Origin of the sequence: Brachybacterium hainanense (assembly GCF_042434575.1) — a bacterium.
Taxonomy (GTDB): Bacteria; Actinomycetota; Actinomycetes; order Actinomycetales; family Dermabacteraceae; genus Brachybacterium; species Brachybacterium hainanense.
The window spans coordinates 1-18,573 of the sequence record NZ_JBHLSV010000017.1; the positions used below are offsets into that span (position 1 = coordinate 1).

At 71.0% G+C, this 18,573-nt stretch carries 13 protein-coding genes; 5 read left to right on the forward strand and 8 right to left on the reverse strand.

The window, feature by feature from the left end; all coding sequences use genetic code 11:
* The 4 genes from ACFFF6_RS13355 to ACFFF6_RS13370 form a co-directional block, all read left to right on the forward strand.
* The coding region (locus ACFFF6_RS13355) for an Rne/Rng family ribonuclease (protein WP_376981516.1) at positions 1–3,527 on the forward strand (3,527 nt) is incomplete at its 5' end.
* 35 nt (positions 3,528–3,562) lie between these two features.
* On the forward strand, positions 3,563–4,072 hold the full coding sequence (locus ACFFF6_RS13360; RefSeq protein WP_376981517.1) for a hypothetical protein: 510 nt from the start codon (positions 3,563–3,565) through the stop codon (positions 4,070–4,072).
* A gap of 46 nt (positions 4,073–4,118) precedes the next feature.
* A complete protein-coding gene (trxB, locus tag ACFFF6_RS13365; protein WP_376981519.1) occupies positions 4,119–5,210 on the forward strand; it encodes a thioredoxin-disulfide reductase in 1,092 nt (363 codons plus the stop codon).
* Positions 5,211–5,457: 247 nt separating this feature from the next.
* Positions 5,458–5,973: a hypothetical protein gene (locus ACFFF6_RS13370; RefSeq protein ID WP_376981521.1), complete on the forward strand. Its 516-nt coding sequence runs from the start codon at positions 5,458–5,460 to the stop codon at positions 5,971–5,973.
* A 4,000-nt stretch (positions 5,974–9,973) separates the two neighbouring features.
* Here the strand turns inward: ACFFF6_RS13370 and ACFFF6_RS13375 are convergent.
* The 8 genes from ACFFF6_RS13375 to rpmH form a co-directional block, all read right to left on the reverse strand.
* Positions 9,974–12,040, reverse strand: coding sequence for a ParB/RepB/Spo0J family partition protein (locus ACFFF6_RS13375; RefSeq protein ID WP_376981523.1), 2,067 nt, complete (start codon positions 12,038–12,040; stop codon positions 9,974–9,976).
* A gap of 64 nt (positions 12,041–12,104) precedes the next feature.
* Positions 12,105–12,986 carry a ParA family protein gene (locus ACFFF6_RS13380; protein WP_376981525.1) on the reverse strand — a complete coding sequence of 294 codons (882 nt, stop codon included), beginning with the start codon at positions 12,984–12,986 and terminating at the stop codon, positions 12,105–12,107.
* Between the two features lie 34 nt (positions 12,987–13,020).
* Positions 13,021–13,689, reverse strand: a complete 669-nt coding sequence (rsmG, locus tag ACFFF6_RS13385) for a 16S rRNA (guanine(527)-N(7))-methyltransferase RsmG (RefSeq protein WP_376981527.1) — start codon at positions 13,687–13,689, stop codon at positions 13,021–13,023.
* A 17-nt stretch (positions 13,690–13,706) separates the two neighbouring features.
* Complete coding sequence (locus ACFFF6_RS13390; protein ID WP_376981529.1) at positions 13,707–14,333, reverse strand: Jag family protein; 627 nt, start codon at positions 14,331–14,333, stop codon at positions 13,707–13,709.
* 103 nt (positions 14,334–14,436) lie between these two features.
* The gene (yidC, locus tag ACFFF6_RS13395; protein ID WP_376981531.1) at positions 14,437–15,552 is read right to left on the reverse strand and encodes a membrane protein insertase YidC; all 1,116 of its coding nucleotides are present in this window, start codon (positions 15,550–15,552) and stop codon (positions 14,437–14,439) included.
* A gap of 85 nt (positions 15,553–15,637) precedes the next feature.
* Complete coding sequence (gene yidD, locus ACFFF6_RS13400) at positions 15,638–15,943, reverse strand: membrane protein insertion efficiency factor YidD (RefSeq protein WP_376981533.1); 306 nt, start codon at positions 15,941–15,943, stop codon at positions 15,638–15,640.
* A complete protein-coding gene (rnpA, locus tag ACFFF6_RS13405; RefSeq protein WP_376981535.1) occupies positions 15,940–16,332 on the reverse strand; it encodes a ribonuclease P protein component in 393 nt (130 codons plus the stop codon). Before rnpA ends, yidD begins: the two co-directional genes overlap by 4 nt.
* Before the next feature lie 29 nt (positions 16,333–16,361).
* A complete protein-coding gene (gene rpmH, locus ACFFF6_RS13410) occupies positions 16,362–16,499 on the reverse strand; it encodes a 50S ribosomal protein L34 (RefSeq protein ID WP_376981537.1) in 138 nt (45 codons plus the stop codon).
* 316 nt (positions 16,500–16,815) lie between these two features.
* Between rpmH and dnaA the strand changes: the two genes are divergently transcribed.
* Positions 16,816–18,465 carry a chromosomal replication initiator protein DnaA gene (dnaA, locus tag ACFFF6_RS13415; RefSeq protein WP_376981539.1) on the forward strand — a complete coding sequence of 550 codons (1,650 nt, stop codon included), beginning with the start codon at positions 16,816–16,818 and terminating at the stop codon, positions 18,463–18,465.
* The last annotated feature ends 108 nt before the right edge of the window (positions 18,466–18,573 follow it).

The window sequence follows — 18,573 nt, forward strand, 5'->3', positions numbered from 1 at the left end:
GCGCCGGAGCCCCGGCGGGCGCCCCCGCACCGGCGGCCGAGCCCGCCGTCTCCGAGGAGCCCGAGCAGAGCCGGACGGCGGAGCAGTCCGCCGAGGCCTCGGAGCAGGACCGGGAGGCCGAGCCGTCGCCCGCCGCCCCGGAGACGGACGCGCAGACGCCGAGCCCCGCCGCCGACGTCGAGGAGGACGAGGAAGAGGCCCCCGAGCAGGACGCCGCGCCGACCGAGGACGCGGCCGCGCCGCGCAGCGGCGGCGGCATCGCCGCCGACCTCGAGGCCCTGGCGACCGCACGCGGTGCCGCCGGCGGCACGCGTCCTCGGGCCGAGGAGGACCGGCGCGCCCAGGCGCAGATCGACTTCGCCTCCCTCCTCTTCCAGGCCCCCGCCCCGGCGGCGCCGCGCACGACCGTCGGCCCGGACCAGGGCGCACGGACCTCCGTCGAGGACGAGGCGCAGGACGGGGACGCCCCGGCCTCCGCAGGCACCTCCGAGGACTCCCGGGATGCGTCCGAGGACGACGATGACTCCTCGGCGAGCCGTCGCCGCCGCCGTCGCGGGGGACGGGGTCGCCGCGGGCGCGGACGCCAGGACGAGGACGGCGCGGAGAGCGCGGGCGAGGACGGGGACGAGTCCGAGGAGCAGCCTGCTCCCTCCTCGCGCCGTTCCCGTCGCCGCGGCGAGCGCGCCGCCGAGCGCAGCGAGGACGACTCCGCGCAGGACGCCGGTGAGCAGGACTCCTCCGATGCCGAGTCCTCCGCGCAGGACGGCTCCTCGGACGCCGAGGACGGCGGAGAGGAGCAGGGCGGGGCCTCGAGCTCGCGCCGTCGCCGTCGCCGTCGCCGTTCCGGCGGCTCCTCCGGGAACGACTCCTCCTCGCCGGATGATCCGCCGAACACGGTGGTCAAGGTCCGCGAGGCCCGCGACGAGGTCAAGGCCGTGCGCGGCTCGACCCGGCTCGAGGCGAAGAAGCAGCGTCGCCGCGAGGGCCGGGACCAGGGCCGTCGCCGCAACGTCATCTCCGAGGCGGAGTTCCTCGCCCGGCGCGAGTCCGTCAAGCGGTCCATGGTGGTGCGCGAGCGCCCCGGCCGCACCCAGATCGCCGTGCTCGAGGACGACGTCCTGGTCGAGCACTACGTCGCGCAGAAGTCGCAGACCTCGATGGTCGGCAACGTGTACCTGGGCAAGGTCCAGAACGTGCTGCCCTCGATGGAGGCGGCCTTCGTCGACATCGGCAAGGGCCGCAACGCGGTCCTGTACGCCGGCGAGGTCAACTGGGACGCCGCGGGCCTCGAGGGCCAGCCGCGCCGCATCGAGCTCGCCCTCAAGAGCGGGGACCCGGTCCTCGTGCAGGTGACCAAGGACCCCATCGGCCACAAGGGCGCCCGCCTCACCAGCCAGATCTCGCTGCCGGGCCGCTACGTCGTCTTCGTCCCCGGCGGTTCCATGACCGGCATCTCCCGCAAGCTGCCCGACACCGAGCGCTCGCGGCTGAAGAAGATCATGCGCCAGGTCATCCCCGAGGACGCCGGCGTCATCGTGCGCACCGCGGCCGAGGGCGCGAGCGAGGAGGAGCTCACCCGCGACGTCGAGCGCCTGCGCGCCCAGTGGGCGAAGATCCAGAAGGCCCAGAAGTCCAAGAACGCCCCCTCCGCTCTGTCGACCGAGCCGGATCTCGCGATCAAGGTCGTGCGCGACGTGTTCAACGAGGACTTCACCTCGCTGATCGTCCAGGGCGAGAGCGCCTACGCGGAGGTCCACGACTACGTCTCCTCCGTCGCCCCGGACCTGCTGGAGCGCCTGACCCGTCACGTGGGCGACAAGGACGTGTTCGCCAAGCACCGGATCGACGAGCAGCTGCTCAAGGCGATGGACCGCAAGGTGTACCTGCCCTCGGGCGGATCCCTCGTGATCGACCGCACCGAGGCGATGACCGTCGTCGACGTCAACACCGGCAAGTTCACCGGCTCGGGCGGCTCCCTCGAGGAGACGGTCACCCGCAACAACCTCGAGGCGGCGGAGGAGATCGTCCGCCAGCTGCGCCTGCGGGACATCGGCGGCATCATCGTCATCGACTTCATCGACATGGTCCTCGAGGCCAACCGCGACCTGGTGCTGCGCCGACTCGTGGAATGCCTGGGCCGCGACCGCACCAAGCATCAGGTCGCGGAGGTCACCTCGCTGGGCCTCGTGCAGATGACCCGCAAGCGCGTCAGCCAGGGGCTCGTGGAGACCTTCTCGACCACCTGCGAGGCCTGCAACGGGCGCGGAGCGATCATCGACATCGACGGCGGCGACGGGCACGGCCATGCGACGCCCGCGCGGTCGGCGCAGGGCGAGGACGAGCAGCCCTCGCGGTCCTCCCGCAGGCGGGGGCGCTCCCGCGGCGGCAACGGCGGCGAGAGCGGCGGGACCTCGGGCAGCAGCGCGAAGGACGCGGTCGCGGAGCTCGTCGAGGAACGCGGCGCGGACGTGCACCGGCTCGCCGTGAACGAGAAGGCCCGGGCGAGCATCGCCTCGATCGCCGCCGCCTCGAACGGGCACGGAGCGGCCGAGCACGGGGACGAGGCCGCGCCGGCGCCGCAGGACGGGCCTGCGGCGGACGAGCCGGCCGAGGCCCCGGTCGCCGAGGAGCCCGCGACTGCCCGCATCGCCCCGGTCGCCGCCGCAGGCCCCGAGGCATCCGGCTCGGAGCCGGACACCGGCGACATCCCCGCCCCGTCCGGGCCGATCATCGTCAAGGGCCGCGACCGCTCACTCGCCGGCTCCTCCGAGCCCACCCAGGTCCGACCGGTCGGCGAGCACAGCTCCCTCCTGCGGGACGTGGTCGGGGTCGCGATGGACCGCGAGGAGACCGTCTCCTATGCCCAGACCGCGATCCCGAAGGAGCAGCGCTCCCGCACCGCCCAGTGGGTGCTGGTGCTCGCGGTGCTCGGCGTCATCGTCGCGCTCGTCTTCGCGGTCACCTCGATCACCTCGACGCTGCGCGGCGGCACGGCGAGCCCCGCTCCCGCGGAGACGACCTCCGCGAGCGCGGAGCCATCGCCGTCGGCGGAGCCGACGACCCCCGAGGAGACCACCCCGGAGGCGAAGCCCGTCGTCGCCATCTCCGGAGCCCAGCTGTTCGCCCGCGGCACGGACCGCGAGCCGGACCATCTGGACCGCGAGAGCCGCCTCACCGACGGCGACCCGTCCTCGGTGTGGTCCACCCAGCGCTACAACAGCGCCCAGTACGGCAACCTCAAGGAGGGTCTCGGCATCCGCGTGAGCTTCGCCGAGCCCGGCACCCTCAACAAGCTCGTCGTGACCACCGCGGAGAACAGCGGCGGGCTCATCGAGCTGCGGGCCGATGCCGGGGACGGCGAGCTGGGCGAGGTCCTGGCGAGCGCGCCCTTCGCCGGCGACGGCAACGTGACGCTCGCGCCGGAGAAGCCCCTGACGGAGGTGTCCTCGGTGATCGTGTGGATCCCCGAGCTCCCCGCCGATCCGGAGGGCTTCCGCGCCCGGATCGCCGAGGTGCGCGTCCAGTGACGTCCTCCGGGCCGCGTCGGCGGGATCCGCGGCCGATGCCGCGGGTGATGGGGCTGCCCGTCCCCCTGATCGTCGTCGGCCTTGTCCTGTCGGTGAGCATGGGGATGATGCTGTCCAAGGCTCTGGAGCTGTCCACGACCGGCACCGACAGCATCGGCAGCGGCTCGATCGACGCCTCCGGCGGGCCCGGGAAGAATTCTGCGGGCCTGCCCGTTATATCGGAGAGCACGCTCGGCATCGAGGTGCAGCGCCTCCTGGACTCCGGGACGGTGCTCGCCTCGACCGCGAGCTTCGATGTCCAGCGCTGCCTCGACGAGCAGTCGATCACCGTGAACAAGATCCTGACCATGGAGGAGGTCGCATGGGGACCCGACGGGTCGCGGGCCTGGCTGATCATCCACGGGCCGGTGGATCGCGAGAGCCTGCGCGCCAACGGCGGGGTCGTCGACGCGATCGTGGTCCTTCCCAGCTGCGGCCTCGGCTCCCCGGACAGCGGCCCCTCGAACCGGCTGTGGGCCGGCTCCACCATGGTCGGCAGCGTGTGATCCGCCCTCGTCCCTCGTCCTCTCGCCCTCAGGAAGGTCTTCCCTCATGACTCAGCCGATCCAGGCTCTGAACATCCTCGGTGCGCCCTCGGCCGCCCCGCAGCCCCTGCCCGATCCCGCGGCCGTCGCCGCTGATGCGTCCGACTCTCCCGTCCATGAGGTCGTGATCGTCGGCTCTGGACCCGCCGGCTACACGGCGGCGATCTACGCGGCGCGCGCGGAGATGAAGCCGATCGTGATCGCCGGCCAGCTCGACGCGGGGGGTGCGCTGATGACCACGACCGATGTCGAGAACTTCCCGGGCTTCGCCGAGGGCGTGCAGGGACCGGAGCTGATGGCGACCATGCAGGAGCAGGCCGAGCGCTTCGGTGCGGAGATCCTGTTCGAGGACGCCGTCTCCGTCGAGCTGGAGGGGCCGGTCAAGACCGTCACCCTCGAGGACGGCACCGTGTACCGCGCGAAGTCGCTGATCATCGCGACCGGCTCCGCGTACCGCGAGCTGGGGGTCGAGGGGGAGAAGCGGCTCTCGGGCAAGGGCGTCAGCTGGTGCGCGACCTGCGACGGCTTCTTCTTCAAGGACAAGGAGATCGTGGTCGTCGGCGGCGGCGACAGCGCCGTCGAGGAGGCCACCTTCCTGACCCGCTACGGCACGAAGGTCACCCTCGTGCACCGTCGCGACGAGCTGCGCGCCTCGAAGATCATGGCGCGCCGCGCGGAGGCGGATGCGAAGCTCGGCTTCGCCTGGAACGCCGAGGTCGTGCGCATCGACGGCGAGGAGAAGGTCGAGTCGGTGACGCTGCGCGACACGGTGACCGGCGAGGAGCGCACCCTGCCGACCTCCGCGGTGTTCGAGGCGATCGGGCACGTGCCGCGCTCGGATCTGTTCCGCGGCAAGCTCGAGCTCGACGACCAGGGCTACGTCCTCGTCCAGGGCCGCAGCACCCGCACGAGCGTCGAGGGCGTGTTCGCCGCCGGCGACGTCGTCGACCACACCTACCGGCAGGCGATCACCGCGGCCGGCTCCGGCTGCCAGGCCGCTCTGGATGCGGAGCGCTGGCTCGCCGATCAGGCCGCGCTCGCGACCGATGACACGCAGCGTCAGCGCGTGCCGGTGGCCGCCGGTGACGCCGCGCTCTGAGCGGATCAGGAGGGCCCCGGGGACCGCTGCGGTCCTCGGGGCCCCTGCCGTCTCCCTGCGTCCGCGAGAGGGGGCACAGGAGGGGCCCTCGTCGCGCGGCGACCGCCGTCCGGCTCCCGAGCCTGCGTCCGGCTCGACCGGGGGTGACGGAGGCCGTCCAGGGGCCGCCGGAGACGACGCCGGGAGCGGGGCCGCCTCTGAGGCCGACAGCGCGCTGGACGCGGCGGCGGGGGCGAGGGAGCGGATCGTGGTCCTCGTCTGGGCTCCCTGGGCCACGCCGTCCCGACCGGGGGTGACCGTCCTGCGCGAGCTGGACCGACGCGCGCGGCGCGAGGGGAGGCCCGTCTCGTCCTGGCAGCTCCCGGCGCCCTCCGACGAGGAGCTGACCGCCTGGCACCTCGAGGTCCTGCCGACCTGGCTCTGCTTCGAGAAGGCGGAAGCTCCGGACCCGGCAGGCGATGCTGCGGCCACACCGTCGGGCGCCTCCTGTGCGGACGAGGCGAGGAGCGCCGCAGCGCCAAGCGCCGCTCCGCCGCCCGCAGTCCTGGACGCCGTGGACACCGCACGCCTGCTGCCGGCCGATCCCGATGCCGAGGACCTGCCCTCCGCCCTCCTGCTCGAGGATCGGTCCGGGTCTGAGAGGCCCGGGCGGTGGGTCGAGACCGTGCGCGTGAGCGGGGCCGCGCCCAAGCACGAGATCGCGACCGGGGTGTACGCGAGCGCGCCCTTCCTCCCCGGACACGCACCGGGCACGGCCCGCTGAGAGCGGCGCTCGGCCTCCCGCGCCGATGGGCGCTGCATTCTGCGCTGCCTCTGCCCGTCCAAGAGTCAGCGGCGAGCACTGACTTCCTCGACGGCGCCTGTCATCGGATCTCTGCAGGGGTCCCGACGGCCCCGCGCAATGCGACGCGATCCGCATCTGCCGCCATCGGAGCTGCCGACGTGTCGACCGTCCGGTCCCGCCGAGGGGAGTGCGGACGAGGATGCGAACCGGGGCCAGGTCGCGCGTCCAGTCCTCGGGTGCCGCCTTCCCGGGTGTGCGGTCCGACTCTGTCAAGTCGGCGGGGCAACGGTGCATCGGCCCCGGTCACGGCGAGGATCCTCAGACATCCACACCGTTGTCCACAAGGGTCGCCGCCTCCATCCCCAGGGTTATCCACAACGATCTGTGGATGATGGGGATATCTCTCTGACCAGCACGTCCACCCACAACATGCCCCTGACCTGCAGTGATGCACCGTCGATCGTGCTTCTTGCGGGATGCTTCCCGTGAGCGGCCGGCAAGGCAACCTGCAGATGTCCACATCGCCTGCTGCTTCCGGTGGACGATATCCACAACGTTGCGCACAGCAGTGCACAGCCGTCGACGTGGGCCGGATCCGCCCCACGCTCGTGGAGCTCGTGGGGGCCGCTCACGGTTTCACGTGGTGACCTCGCGGCGTCGCGACGCCCGCGGGACGCGGCTCCACCTCCCCGCCTCCTCATGGTGCGCCCGATCGAAGCATGCCGAGGCCAGGACCCGCCCTGACCGACGTCGTGACCCGATCTTTCGGCCGGGCAGTACGTCAGATCTGCCGGCTTCACGGGGAACCGCTTCGCCACGGGCGCGGGGAGCCCGGTCATCGCGGCAGCCGCTCCTCGAGCACGGACACCTCGTCGGGACCCCCTTCGCCCCAGGAGAACCATGGGATCTCTCGTCGGCATGCGTCCGGTCTCGCCGTTCACTCCCCGCCGTTCCACGGGAAACACGCCGCGCGCGAGCCAGCACAGCTCCGCGGAGAACGGCTCTCTGACTGTTCCTCGTGCCTCCAGACGGTCCTCCGACCTCCGGTCCCGCCATCTCCCGAACCGGAGCTGCACCGTATCCGCGCAGGCCCCGTGCTCGGCGCGTATCAGGGAGCTCCCGTACGGTCTTCGCCCGGTTCTCGGACGAGCTTCCGGACACCGCGCGTCGACGAAGCGCATCCAGCTTCACGTGAAACGTCGACGCATCGCACGCAGCACCCATGGGCGACCATCGGCAGCGTACACAGAGCTTCGGGGCGCCCGATGCGCCTGGCTCTCACGGAGATATCGCAGGAGTCCACGGACTGATGGGCTGATACTCTGTGGCACGCCATCCTTGTGAATGGCGCGGCCCACGGCGAATATCAGGGCCGGGGACGCAGACCTCGGCGGACCTCAGCCATGCCGTTCTCCGGGCTACGCGGTGCGCGGTTCCACGTGGAACGAGAAGTATGCTCACCACGTTCATCGTCAAGAGCCCGACCTGCCCCGTTGCTCGACGCGATTCCTGGTTGAAGCATCCCCGCCTGGTCCGATGACGTGGACAAGCGGCCGTGGTGCTGGCGTGGGGACGGTACCCGAACTGCCGCGTCGCATCGCCCTCCTCCGGGAGCGATGTTTCACGAGAAACCACGGTCGGCATGACGCTCAGCGACGACTTCGGCGCGCCGCGATCCCACCTGCAGCGCGCCGCGCGTGCTGAGATCCGTGTTTCACGGGAAGCACGCTACTGGTTGGCCTCTGACGCCACGTCCGCGGCTCGACGGGTCGCAGAAGCGGAAAACGGCCACACGACGACGGCTCGTGCCGTGCCTCGCACGTACCCTCGTTCCACGGGAAACATCGCACCGCAGGAAAGTGTCCCCATGTCCCATCGTCGGCGCGCTCCCTCATCTCCAAGATGCCTCGGAGGAGTACGGGCATACATATCGCCTGCTGTCAGGCCTCCTCCCGGCGACATCATCGTGTTCCACGTGGAACGCGGGGAAGCGCCACCTTCCGGTGGCGCGGTGCCTGCGCGGGGAGCGCGAGGCCTGCACGATCGGCTCTGGAACACTTCTTGCGGCACCACCGGCCGCGCGAGCGTGCAGCTTCGGGCCACGAGTCATCACGCCGACTATTGATCCTCAGATCCGTGTTTCACGTGCAACCGTCACTGGGCGACCGAGGTTCCCTAGATATCTTCCGAGCCGTCCGTGCGTGTGGCTCACGCTTCGTCTCTCCCTGCGGTGTGCCGCCATCGAGACTCGTCTCGCGCACATCATCGACCGTCGTGTTTCACGTGTAACCTCCCCGGTCCCGCCAGTCCGGCGATGAGTCTGACAGGACACCGATTCCCACAGAGGGCTGACTCCGACGCGCATTGGCTACGAAGTGCCTCGCGCCCAGGGAGCACTCAACGCGGATCTCATCGCGCGCGCGATGATGTCATGGGCAGCGTGCACAGCCGGCTCCGCTCGTTTCCCGTGAAACGTCGGCCGTCATGGCAAAGATGGTCTGCGAACGTGCTGCTGACGTCGCTGGCCGGCCGACTGGTGCAGACGCATTGATGTCTCATCATCGGCCCATGCTCCTGCGCGATGCAGCGGTGTCGAGGAGAGTCCGGGGCTCCGCGCTGATACTCTTCCCATGACTCCGCCCAGGGTCTGTTTCCCGTGAAACGCGAGGCGCGCAAGAGATCGCCGCCACGTCATCATCCCAGCCGCGTCCTTCATACGCGCAGCGCGCCGCAGATGCAGAGGTAGGGTACCTGCGCCCGATCTGCGGATCCTTCTGACCCCCCACCCCGATCGGAGCCGTACCCGGACATCTGAAGCGCTCGCCTCTGTTTCACGGGAAACGGCGGCACCGCCGGCAAGACCGCGTCATGCCTGGTGGGAGGATCGATCGCAGGTGCATCGCTGGCGCGTCCCGGGATGGGGCAGCATCTGAGAACCATGCGCCACGCTGGCGATCATCGCGAGGCAGAGGCGGGACGATACTCCTGGGTTCCACGTGGAACAGCCGCTCGATCTCCCATCGGAGGTGACTGGTTCCGCGGTGCAGTGCCACCTTGTCTCGGGTCGAGTCATCCCGGTTCGGGGAGGTCCAGGACCTCCTCGGCCCCTGATGCCAGCGAGTCAGAATCGGCTCCCGCGGTCGTCGCGCCCGTCGTCCCAGCAGTGATCGCACTCGGAGCGGACCCACGCACCCGTCTCGCACACACCGCTGCCGTGCCCATGACCAGCGAGAACACCAGGGAAGGATGATTCGCCGAGGAGCGTCGAAGAACTGTCCACAGATCTGTCAACACTGTGGACAGCACCAGCAATCGAACCCCGATCCATTCCCCGTGCGTCCACAGCGGTGCGCGACGAGGTCGATGCGCCGACACTCGGGATGCAAACATTGATAACATGCACCACCGTTGGATGACACCGTGCTGACCGCACCGGCTCCGACCGGTGGCTCCCGCGGTCCTGCCCCGATCTTCCCCTTCTCCTCGGAGCTGTCTCCCGGGACTCCGAGTCGCCCGGTCCACGGACCGTAGGACGGCCGGCCTTGTCGCTCCCTGCCCGGTGGGATTCGACGAGGCCGGGCCCGGACGGTCCGCGAGTTCGGCGCGCGAGAGGATCTGCATCAGAGGCACGGCGCGCCGTGCACATGACCGCCGTGCACATGACCTCAGACCTGCCCGGGCACCGCGCGCGTCCTGAGACGGCGAAGCGGCTATCGGGCTTGTGTCCCGTCTCCCGCTCCTTCGTGCATCGCGGCCGCGTCCATGGCCCGTTCAGCGCCCGCGGACGGAGCTGGACGATCGGCGTCGAGGCTGGAACGTCGGCGCCCCACTCGCGGTGCCTGTGAGGGCCTCCACGGGATTCGCGGGGGCCCGGGGCGAGAGCGGGACCGACGAGAGCGCCCCGCTCTCCTGGGAGAGCGGGGCGCTGCCGGTGTCCGTGATACCGGGACCGCGGGGGCCGCCGGACGGATGAGGTCGGTCAGTCCTCGGACGCGAGGGCGTCCTGCTCGATCCCGAGCCGCTCGACCAGACGCTCGAGGTCGTCGAGGTTGGTGAACTCGAGGGTGATCTTGCCCTTGCGCTTGCCGACATCGATCCGCACAGGAGCCTCGAGCTGGTTGGAGAGCCGGCTCGTGATGTCGACGACCCGCGGGTTGTACGTCGTGCGACGGGGCGTGGACTTCGCCCCCGTGGGGGCGGCGCCCCCGGCGACGAGGCGCTCGACCGCACGCACGGAGAGGCCTTCGGCGACGACGCGGCCGGCGAGCTCCTCCATGAGTCTCGGATCCTCGAGGGCGAGCAGTGCGCGCGCGTGCCCGGCGCTCAGAGCGCCGCTCGCGAGACGCCGCTGCACGAGAGCGGGCAGCCGCATGAGACGCAGCGTGTTGGAGATCTGCGGGCGCGAGCGGCCGATGCGAGAGGACAGCTCGTCCTGCGTGCAGCCGAAGTCCTCGAGCAGCTGCTGGTAGGCTGCCGCCTCTTCGAGGGGGTTCAGCTGCGAGCGGTGGAGGTTCTCGAGCAGAGCATCGCGCAGGAGGTCGTCATCGCTCGTCTCCCGGATGATGGCGGGGATCGAGGTGAGACCCGCGCGCTGGGCGGCGCGCCAGCGACGCTCGCCCATGACGAGCTCGAAGGACTCTCCGTCGTCCGTGACCGGGATCGACCGGACCACCACGGGCTGGAGGACACCGACCTCGCGGAGGGAGAAGGCCAGCTCGTCCAGCTGGTCGTCGTCGAACATGGTGCGCGGATTGCGCGGGTTCTCCCGGATCTCCTGGATCGGGATCTCCGCGAACTCGGCGCCGGGGACCTTGACGAGGTCTCGTTCCTCGGAGGCCGCGGCCTCCTCCGGCTCCCCAGCATCTGCCACAGCGGGCTCTGCCGGGATCGGCGAGGGCGGATCGGCCTCGGGCGACTCCACCGCTGCGGCGACCTGCTCATCCGCGGGGGTCGGCGTCTCCTCGACCGGCTCCGCAGGGCTCGCAGGCGTCGCAGGCGCGTCCAGGGCGGTGTCCTCCACGGCGGATCCCGCCGAGGGAGCAGGGGTGGAGGGATCCTCCTCCGAGGGAGCGGAGGCCGAGGCCTCTGCCGAGGGGGCGGGGGCGGGGGAAGCCTCTGCCGCGGCATCGGGCCGCGCGGGCACCAGCTCGGCGGGGTCGACGTCGACGACGGGGCTGTCCTCGCGGGGTGCCGCTGCGGGAGCGGCATCGGCACGCGGCGCGAGGGCCTCGCGTGCCGAGGCGGCACCCGTGCGGCCGGACGCCGGGGAGTCCGCCGCCTCGGAGGCGGTCGTCGAGGAGCGGTTCGCCGATGCCGTCGCGGCGGCTCGCGAGGCCGGCTCCTCCACCGGGGTCGCCCGCGCCGCAGGGGCCGATGTCGAGCTGCTGCTCGTGGTCTCGCCGGACGCGGCCGCCTTCGCCGGGGCTCTGCCGGTCCCGGCCGTCCTGCTCTTCGTCGTCCTGGTCTTCGTCGTCCTGGCCGTCCCCGTCCCGGCCTTCGCCCCGCCGGACCGGGGCGTCTTCGTCGAGGATCGGCTGGAGGACGCGGTGCGGCTCTTCGCCGTCTTCGCTGCAGCGGACGCCTTCGGGGTGGCGGGCGTCGGAGCGGTCGCGGTCTCCTCGGGGCTGGCGGCATCCGTCGCTGCGCGCTCCGCTCCCGTGCTCGAGGGATCGGAATGCGAGGCATCGGCTGCGGAGGCCGGCGACGTCGGGGTTGCCGGCGTCGCCCCGCTCGTGGTCTTCCTCCGCGAGGAGCCGCGGGACGTGGAGCGACGCTCCGCGGCGGCGCGGGCCATCGCCCCGGCGAGGTCGGTGCTGCCGCCGGCCCGCCGCCGCGGTCGCGGCTCGGAGGCCGCGGGCAGCGGATCACCGGAGAAGAACATGTCCACCGGACGGGGGCCGCTCTCGGCACCGGGCTCGTCCTCGGCCGGTGCGGCGGTGCGACGGGTGCGCAGCTCGGGATCCTGCTGGGATGCCTGCGGCGAGGGCGCGCCCGCTCCGGGGATCAGCGCGCCCAGTCCGCGCCCCAGACCTCGTCTCTGCGTCATGCTCGTCCTTCGTGTGTCAGATGTGCGTCTCCCCGGCGGCGGACGCCCTGCGCCCGGGAGGAGATCACGGTGCGGGCCTCGTCGTCAGCTCCTTCGCCGCCGCCCGATAGGCCAGGGCACCGGTGCTGTGCGGATCGTACGCCACGACCGTCTGCCCGTAGCTCGGCGCCTCGGAGATGCGCACCGAGCGCGGGATCGTGGTCTCGAGGGTCTGATCCGGGAAGTGGTCGCGCACGTCCTGGGCGACCTGGGCCGCGAGCCGCGTACGCGCGTCGTACATCGTCAGCAGGATCGAGGAGACGACCAGGTCGGGGTTCAGGTGCTGGCGCAGCAGATCGATGTTGCGCAGCAGCATCGACAGCCCCTCGAGGGCGTAGTACTCCGCCTGGATGGGGATCAGCACCTCCCGCGCGCCCACCAGGGCGTTGACGGTCAGCAGACCGAGCGAGGGCGGGCAGTCCACGAGGATGTAGTCCAGTCGCGGCTGGCCGGCCTCCTCGCGCGCCTCCTGGTACTCGCGCAGCGCGTTGCGCAGGCGGTTCTCGCGGGCGACCATCGAGACCAGCTCGATCTCCGCGCCGGAGAGCTCGATCGTCGCGGGAGCGCACTGGAGGGTCTCGAAGTCCGGCACGTCCTGGACCACCTCGATGAGGGGCACCGAGTCGACGAGCACGTCGTACATGCTCGCGACCTCGCTGTGGTGCTCGATGCTGAGCGCCGTCGAGGCGTTGCCCTGCGGATCAGCGTCGACCACGAGCACCTGCAGCCCGCCCAGCGCGAGCGCCGCCGCGAGGTTGACGGTCGTGGAGGTCTTGCCCACCCCGCCCTTCTGGTTGGCGACGGTGATGATGCGGGTCTGCTCCGGGATCGAGAACACAAGTCCCTCCAGCTCCTGACGACGGGCATGGTCCCGTGTGAGCTGCCGCATGAGGGGGGTGTCCTCCATGGAATCTCCTCCGCCGGAGGAACGGTCGCGGACTTCAGCCACGGACATCTCCCTTCCTCGAACCAGCGGCACGGCGCTGCACCCTGACCACTGTAGTGGGAACCTCCACCTCGGGTCCTCCATGGATCTCGATCCGGGGCTCGCCGCCGCCCAGCTTCCGCAGCGTGCTCCGGGCCTGCTCGATCTCCTCGGCGGCCTTCGAGCCCTTCAGGACGGCCAGCTCCCCGCCCTCGGCGACCAGCGGCAGGGTCCAGCGGGCGAGCTTGTCGAGGGCTGCGACCGCGCGGGCCGTGACCACGTCGAAGGTGCGCGTCCCGTGGAGCTCCTCGGCCCGGGCGCGGATGATCTCCATGCCGAGCCCCAGCTCCGCGTCGACCTCCTCGAGCCAGGTGACGCGCCGCTGCATCGTCTCGATGAGGGTGACCTGCAGATCGGGCCTGGCGATCGCGACCACCACGCCCGGCAGGCCGGCCCCCGAGCCGACGTCCGCGAGGGTGCGCGCCTGCGGGCCGATGGCCTCCACGAGCAGCGCGCAGCCCAGCACGTGGCGCTCCCACAGGCGGTCGACCTCCCGCGGGCCGATGAGGCCGCGCTCCGGACCGGCCTCGGCGAGCAGGGCGGTGTACCTCTCGGCGAGCGGCAGACGGCCTGCGAAGAGGCGCTCGGCGAGGGGGCGCAGGGGATCGGGAAGCTGTCCGGGCATCGTCTCGGCGATCCCGCTCAGGACGCCGGGTAGATGACGACGTGGCGGCCCTTGCCGTCGCCCTCGGACTCCGAGCGCAGGCCCTCGCGCTTGACGACGTCATGGACGACCTTGCGCTCGAAGGGGTTCATCGGGCGCATCGGGACGGCCTGGCCGCCGTCCTTCGCCTCCGCGATCGCCGCCGCCGCGAGGGACTCGAGGTCGGTGCGGTGCTGCGCGCGGAAGCCGCCGATGTCGAGCATGAGCCGCGAGCGCTCCCCGGTGCGGGTCTGCACCGCGAGGCGGGCGAGCTCCTGCAGGGCGTCCATCAGCTCGCCCGAGGGCTTGTTGAGCTTCGCGAGCTGATCGGCGCCGCGGATCTCGACGGAGGCGCGGTCCCCGTCGACGTCGATGTCGATGTCGCCGTCGAGGTCGGCGATGTCCAGCAGCTCCTCGAGGTAGTCGGCGGCGATGTCGCCCTCCTCCTCGAGGCGCGTGAGGCGCTCCGCGGGGGACTCCGCCGGTCGGCTCTCCTGCGCCTCGTCCTCGTTCTCGGCGCCGGACGCGGCCTGGGGCGCCTCGGGGGCAGGGGCATCCTGGTCGGCGAAGGGCTCCGGGGGAGCGGTCTCCTCGGCAGCGGCGGCGGGTGCGGTGGTGTCGTTCATGAGAGGGTCCTCCAAGGGGAGTGCTCGGGGTGAGCGTCGGGAGAAGGTCGACGACCGGGGATCGATCCCCGGGAGCATCGGTGCGCCCAGGGATCGGCGGCGGCTACTTGCCGCGCTTCTTCGTGTTCTTCCTGTTCTTGCCGAGGGCGTTCGAGTCGCCGGAGAGGAACTCGGAGTCGGAGTTCCTGCGGGCATCCTCGGCCTTGGCGCGCCGCTCCTCCGCGGCCTTGGCCCGGGCTTCGCGGGCCAGCGCCAGGCGCTCCTCGTCGGAGAGCTTCTTCCCTCCGGAACGCTTCTTCCCGGTGGGCTGGACGCGGATCGGGGCGTCCTCCTCGGGCTCCTTCACGACCTGCTTCTTGGGCGTGAAGTCGAGGGGCTCGAGACCCTTCCTCGCGCGCTTGGCGTTGATGCGCTCGTGCCTCGCCGTCTCCGCCGCGGAGCCCGGGGTCGGAGTCGAGCGGATCACGATCCACTGCTGCACGAGGGTCCAGACGCTCGTGGTGAACCAGTACATGAGCACGCCGATCGGCATGCCCGGACCCGTGATCACGTAGATGAACGGGAGCATGTACATCATCATCTTCTGGGTGCTCGCCATCGGCCCCTCGAGGGCCGCCGGCGGCATGTTGCGCATCGTCAGCTCCTTCTGGGTGATGAAGGTGATGAAGCACATCAGGGCGATGATGATGCCGGCGACGATCTTCGCGGAGATGTCCCCGCCCAGGAAGCTGTGGGAGATGGTGGTGGTGCCGATGAGGATCGCATCGTGCGCGCTGTCGGCGAGCTCGGCGGTGAGCGGGCCGAAGGCGACGTTCTGGTCGGCCGCCTCGGGCAGCTTGTAGAACAGCACCCGGAACAGGGCGAAGAAGATCGGCATCTGCAGCAGGATCGGCAGGCAGGAGGACAGGGGGCTCGCCCCGGCCTCCTTGTAGATGGCCATCGTCTCCTCGGCCATCTTCTGCCGGGACTCCTGATCCGTCTTGCCCTTGTACTTCTTCTGCACGGCCTGCAGCTGCGGGGAGACGGTCTGCATGGCCCGCGAGGAGCGGATCTGCTTGACGAACAGCGGGATGATGAGCGTGCGGACGACCGCGGTCAGACCGACGATCGAGAGCAGCCACGTCCATCCCGAATGGGGATCCATGAAGAACGAGAGCAGGTCATGGAAGCGCACCATGATCCATGCGACGGCCCACTCGATGGGGTAGAGGATGTTCATCGGCCTGGTCTTCCTGCTGCCGGTACGCGCATGACGTCCATGCGATGTGACAGCTGAGGGTCGGGGTCTGGGTCAAGGGTAGGGCCTAGGCCCTGGGTGCCCGCCATCGGCGTGGATTCCTCCACATGCCGGGCGCCGGCACCGGATCGGTGCCGCCGCGGCTGAGGGGGTTGCAGCGGAGGATCCTCGCCGCCGCGAGGAGCGTGCCCTTGAGCGCGCCGTGCACGTGCAGGGCGTCCACGGCGTACTGGGAGCACACCGGGTAGTAGCGGCAGGCCGGAGGGGTGTACGGCGAGACGCCGACCTGGTAGGCGCGCACCGGGAGCAGCAGCAGGGTGCGGGGCAGGCGCAGGAGGCGGCGTGCCGCGGAGGGCGGAGGGAGGGTCGTCATCGGTCCTCCCGCTCCGGCCGCTCGCGCCGTGCCTCCCGGCGTCGCGCGAGCTTGGCGGCGGCGGAGTCCAGGGCGGAGCCGACCTCCCCCTCGAGCTGCGCGAAGGGCACCTGGTCGATCCCCGGAAGCGCCCGCATGACCACGTCGGCCCCGTCCGGCAGCCGCGCGAGACGCGCGCGGAAGATCTCCCGCAGGCGCCGTGCGACCCGGTTGCGGACCACGGCATTGCCGGTCTTCTTGGACACGACGAATCCCACGCGGGGCTCGGGTCCCCTCTCCGGGGAGAGGGCCAGATGCACCACCACGTGGGATCGTGCGCTGCGGGTGCCCGTGCGGGTCACCCGGCGGAAGTCGTCGCCGGTGCGGAGCCGGTGCCGAGCCCAGGTCATGGGCCGCACCCGTCCGGGCTCGCCGAGGCTCAGGCCGAGAGCTCGGCGCGGCCCTTGGAGCGGCGGGCGTTGATGATGGCGCGGCCGGCGCGGGTGCGCATGCGGGCGCGGAAGCCGTGCTTCTTGGCGCGGCGGCGGTTGTTCGGCTGGAACGTGCGCTTGGACATCGGATCTCCTCGGTCGTGGGCACGGGCGTGCCCCCACGGTGGCTGGTGGTCGCCTGTGCGAGCGGGAACGGCCGGGGCGCACCCGTCATGGGACGGGGCGGCTACCGCATGCCGACCACCGCAGGGACGCGGTCGACGCACAGGACTGACTGCCCGAGTCTAGGAGCGCACCTCAGCGGGGTCAATCACGACGGCGGCGGGGGCGCCGACTGTGGCGGGATTCTCACCTGCCGCGCGGCAGGCCCTCGGCGTCCCCAGCATCGGGGCCCATGTGGAAAACTAGGTGGACAACCGCCCGCTTCCATCGGAGTGCACCATGGCCGACGCCCCCCTCGATCTCGCCGCGACCTGGGACGAGACCCTGCGCATCCTGCGCCGCGAGAACGAGGTCAACGAGCGGGCGATGGCGTTCCTGACGCTGTCGCGGCTCATGGCCGTCGTCGCGGACACCGCGCTGCTCGCCGTGCCCTCGACCTGGGCGAAGGACGTCTTCGAGCAGCGCTACGCGACCGCGCTGCGCTATGCGCTCACGCAGGCCGTGGGGCAGGACACGCGCTTCGCGATCACGATCGACGAGTCCCTGCTGATGGCCGGGGCCGAGGACGAGGACCGCCCGCGGACCACCTCCCCGAGCCCCGCCCCCCGCCGGGAGAGCCCTGTGGACAAGGCTGTGGACACTGTGGACGGCGAGCCCGCCCGGCGTCCCGAGCTGCGGGAGACCCCCGGACGCCGCCTGAGCACGCAGGACCTCGCCGAGCAGTACGCGGAGGCGGATCCCGAGCGCCCCGAGGAGCCGGCCTACATCGACCGCCGGCACTTCGAGCCCCGCGCGGACGAGCGCCTCACCCCTATGCCCTCCCCCTCGCCGGCGCCCCGCGCGGCGGAAGGAGGCGAGACGACGCTCGGCTCTGATTCGAAGCTGAACGCGAAGTACACCTTCGAGACCTTCGTCATCGGCGCCTCCAACCGCTTCGCGCAGGCCGCGGCCTCCGCTGTCGCCGAGGCTCCGGCGAAGGCCTACAACCCGCTGTTCATCTACGGCGGCTCCGGGCTCGGCAAGACGCACCTGCTGCATGCGGTGGGCCATTACGCCCAGTCCCTCTACTCCGGCATCGAGGTCCGCTACGTCAACTCCGAGGAGTTCACCAACGACTTCATCAACTCGGTCCAGTCCGGCCAGTTCGGCAAGGCGCAGGAGTTCCACCGCCGCTACCGGGACATCGACATCCTGCTGATCGACGACATCCAGTTCCTGCAGCGGGCGCCGGAGACCATGGAAGCCTTCTTCCATACCTTCAACACGCTGCACAACGAGAACAAGCAGATCGTCATCACCTCCGATCTGCCGCCCAAGCAGCTGGGCGGCTTCGAGGACCGGATGCGCTCCCGCTTCGAGATGGGGCTGATGACGGACGTCCAGCCGCCGGATCTGGAGACCCGCATCGCGATCCTCCGCAAGAAGGTCGAGATGGAGGGCACGCAGGAGGTGCCGCGCGACGTCCTGGAGTACATCGCCTCCCGGATCTCGACGAACATCCGCGAGCTCGAGGGAGCGCTGATCCGGGTCCAGGCCCTGCACTCGCTGTCCCGGCAGCCGATGGACGTCTCGCTCGCCGAGAGCGTCCTCAAGGATCTCCTCACCCATGACTCGGGGGCGGAGATCACCGCGGCGACGATCATCGCGCAGACGGCCGCCTACTTCGGCCTGACCGTCGAGCAGGTCACCGGCGGCGCCCGCACCCGGGTGCTGGTGACGGCTCGGCAGATCGCCATGTATCTGTGCCGCGAGCTCACGGACATGCCGCTCATGCGGATCGGCAAGGAGTTCGGCGGACGCGACCACACCACCGTCATGCATGCGAACAAGAAGATCGCGGAGCTCATGAAGGAGCGTCGTGCGATCTTCAACCAGGTCACCGAGCTGACCGCGCGGATCAAGAACTCGAGCGCCGACCAGGGTCGCTGACGTCGGTCGGCCCGGATCGGTCGCGGATCACATCCGAGGCCCTGGGGATACGACATCGCAGGTGATCCCCAATTGTGGACAACTCTGTGGACACTGTGGACCGGAGGG

Excerpts from the sequence above, each read along its gene's own strand:
- yidC (WP_376981531.1), bottom strand. The coding sequence starts at position 15,552 with ATGAACATCCTCTACCCCATCGAGTGGGCCGTCGCATGGATCATGGTG.
- dnaA (WP_376981539.1), top strand. The coding sequence starts at position 16,816 with ATGGCCGACGCCCCCCTCGATCTCGCCGCGACCTGGGACGAGACCCTG.
- ACFFF6_RS13360 (WP_376981517.1), top strand. The coding sequence starts at position 3,563 with ATGCCGCGGGTGATGGGGCTGCCCGTCCCCCTGATCGTCGTCGGCCTT.
- ACFFF6_RS13375 (WP_376981523.1), bottom strand. The coding sequence starts at position 12,040 with ATGACGCAGAGACGAGGTCTGGGGCGCGGACTGGGCGCGCTGATCCCC.
- ACFFF6_RS13380 (WP_376981525.1), bottom strand. The coding sequence starts at position 12,986 with ATGGAGGACACCCCCCTCATGCGGCAGCTCACACGGGACCATGCCCGT.
- rpmH (WP_376981537.1), bottom strand. The coding sequence starts at position 16,499 with ATGTCCAAGCGCACGTTCCAGCCGAACAACCGCCGCCGCGCCAAGAAG.
- rnpA (WP_376981535.1), bottom strand. The coding sequence starts at position 16,332 with ATGACCTGGGCTCGGCACCGGCTCCGCACCGGCGACGACTTCCGCCGG.
- rsmG (WP_376981527.1), bottom strand. The coding sequence starts at position 13,689 with ATGCCCGGACAGCTTCCCGATCCCCTGCGCCCCCTCGCCGAGCGCCTC.
- ACFFF6_RS13390 (WP_376981529.1), bottom strand. The coding sequence starts at position 14,333 with ATGAACGACACCACCGCACCCGCCGCCGCTGCCGAGGAGACCGCTCCC.
- trxB (WP_376981519.1), top strand. The coding sequence starts at position 4,119 with ATGACTCAGCCGATCCAGGCTCTGAACATCCTCGGTGCGCCCTCGGCC.
- yidD (WP_376981533.1), bottom strand. The coding sequence starts at position 15,943 with ATGACGACCCTCCCTCCGCCCTCCGCGGCACGCCGCCTCCTGCGCCTG.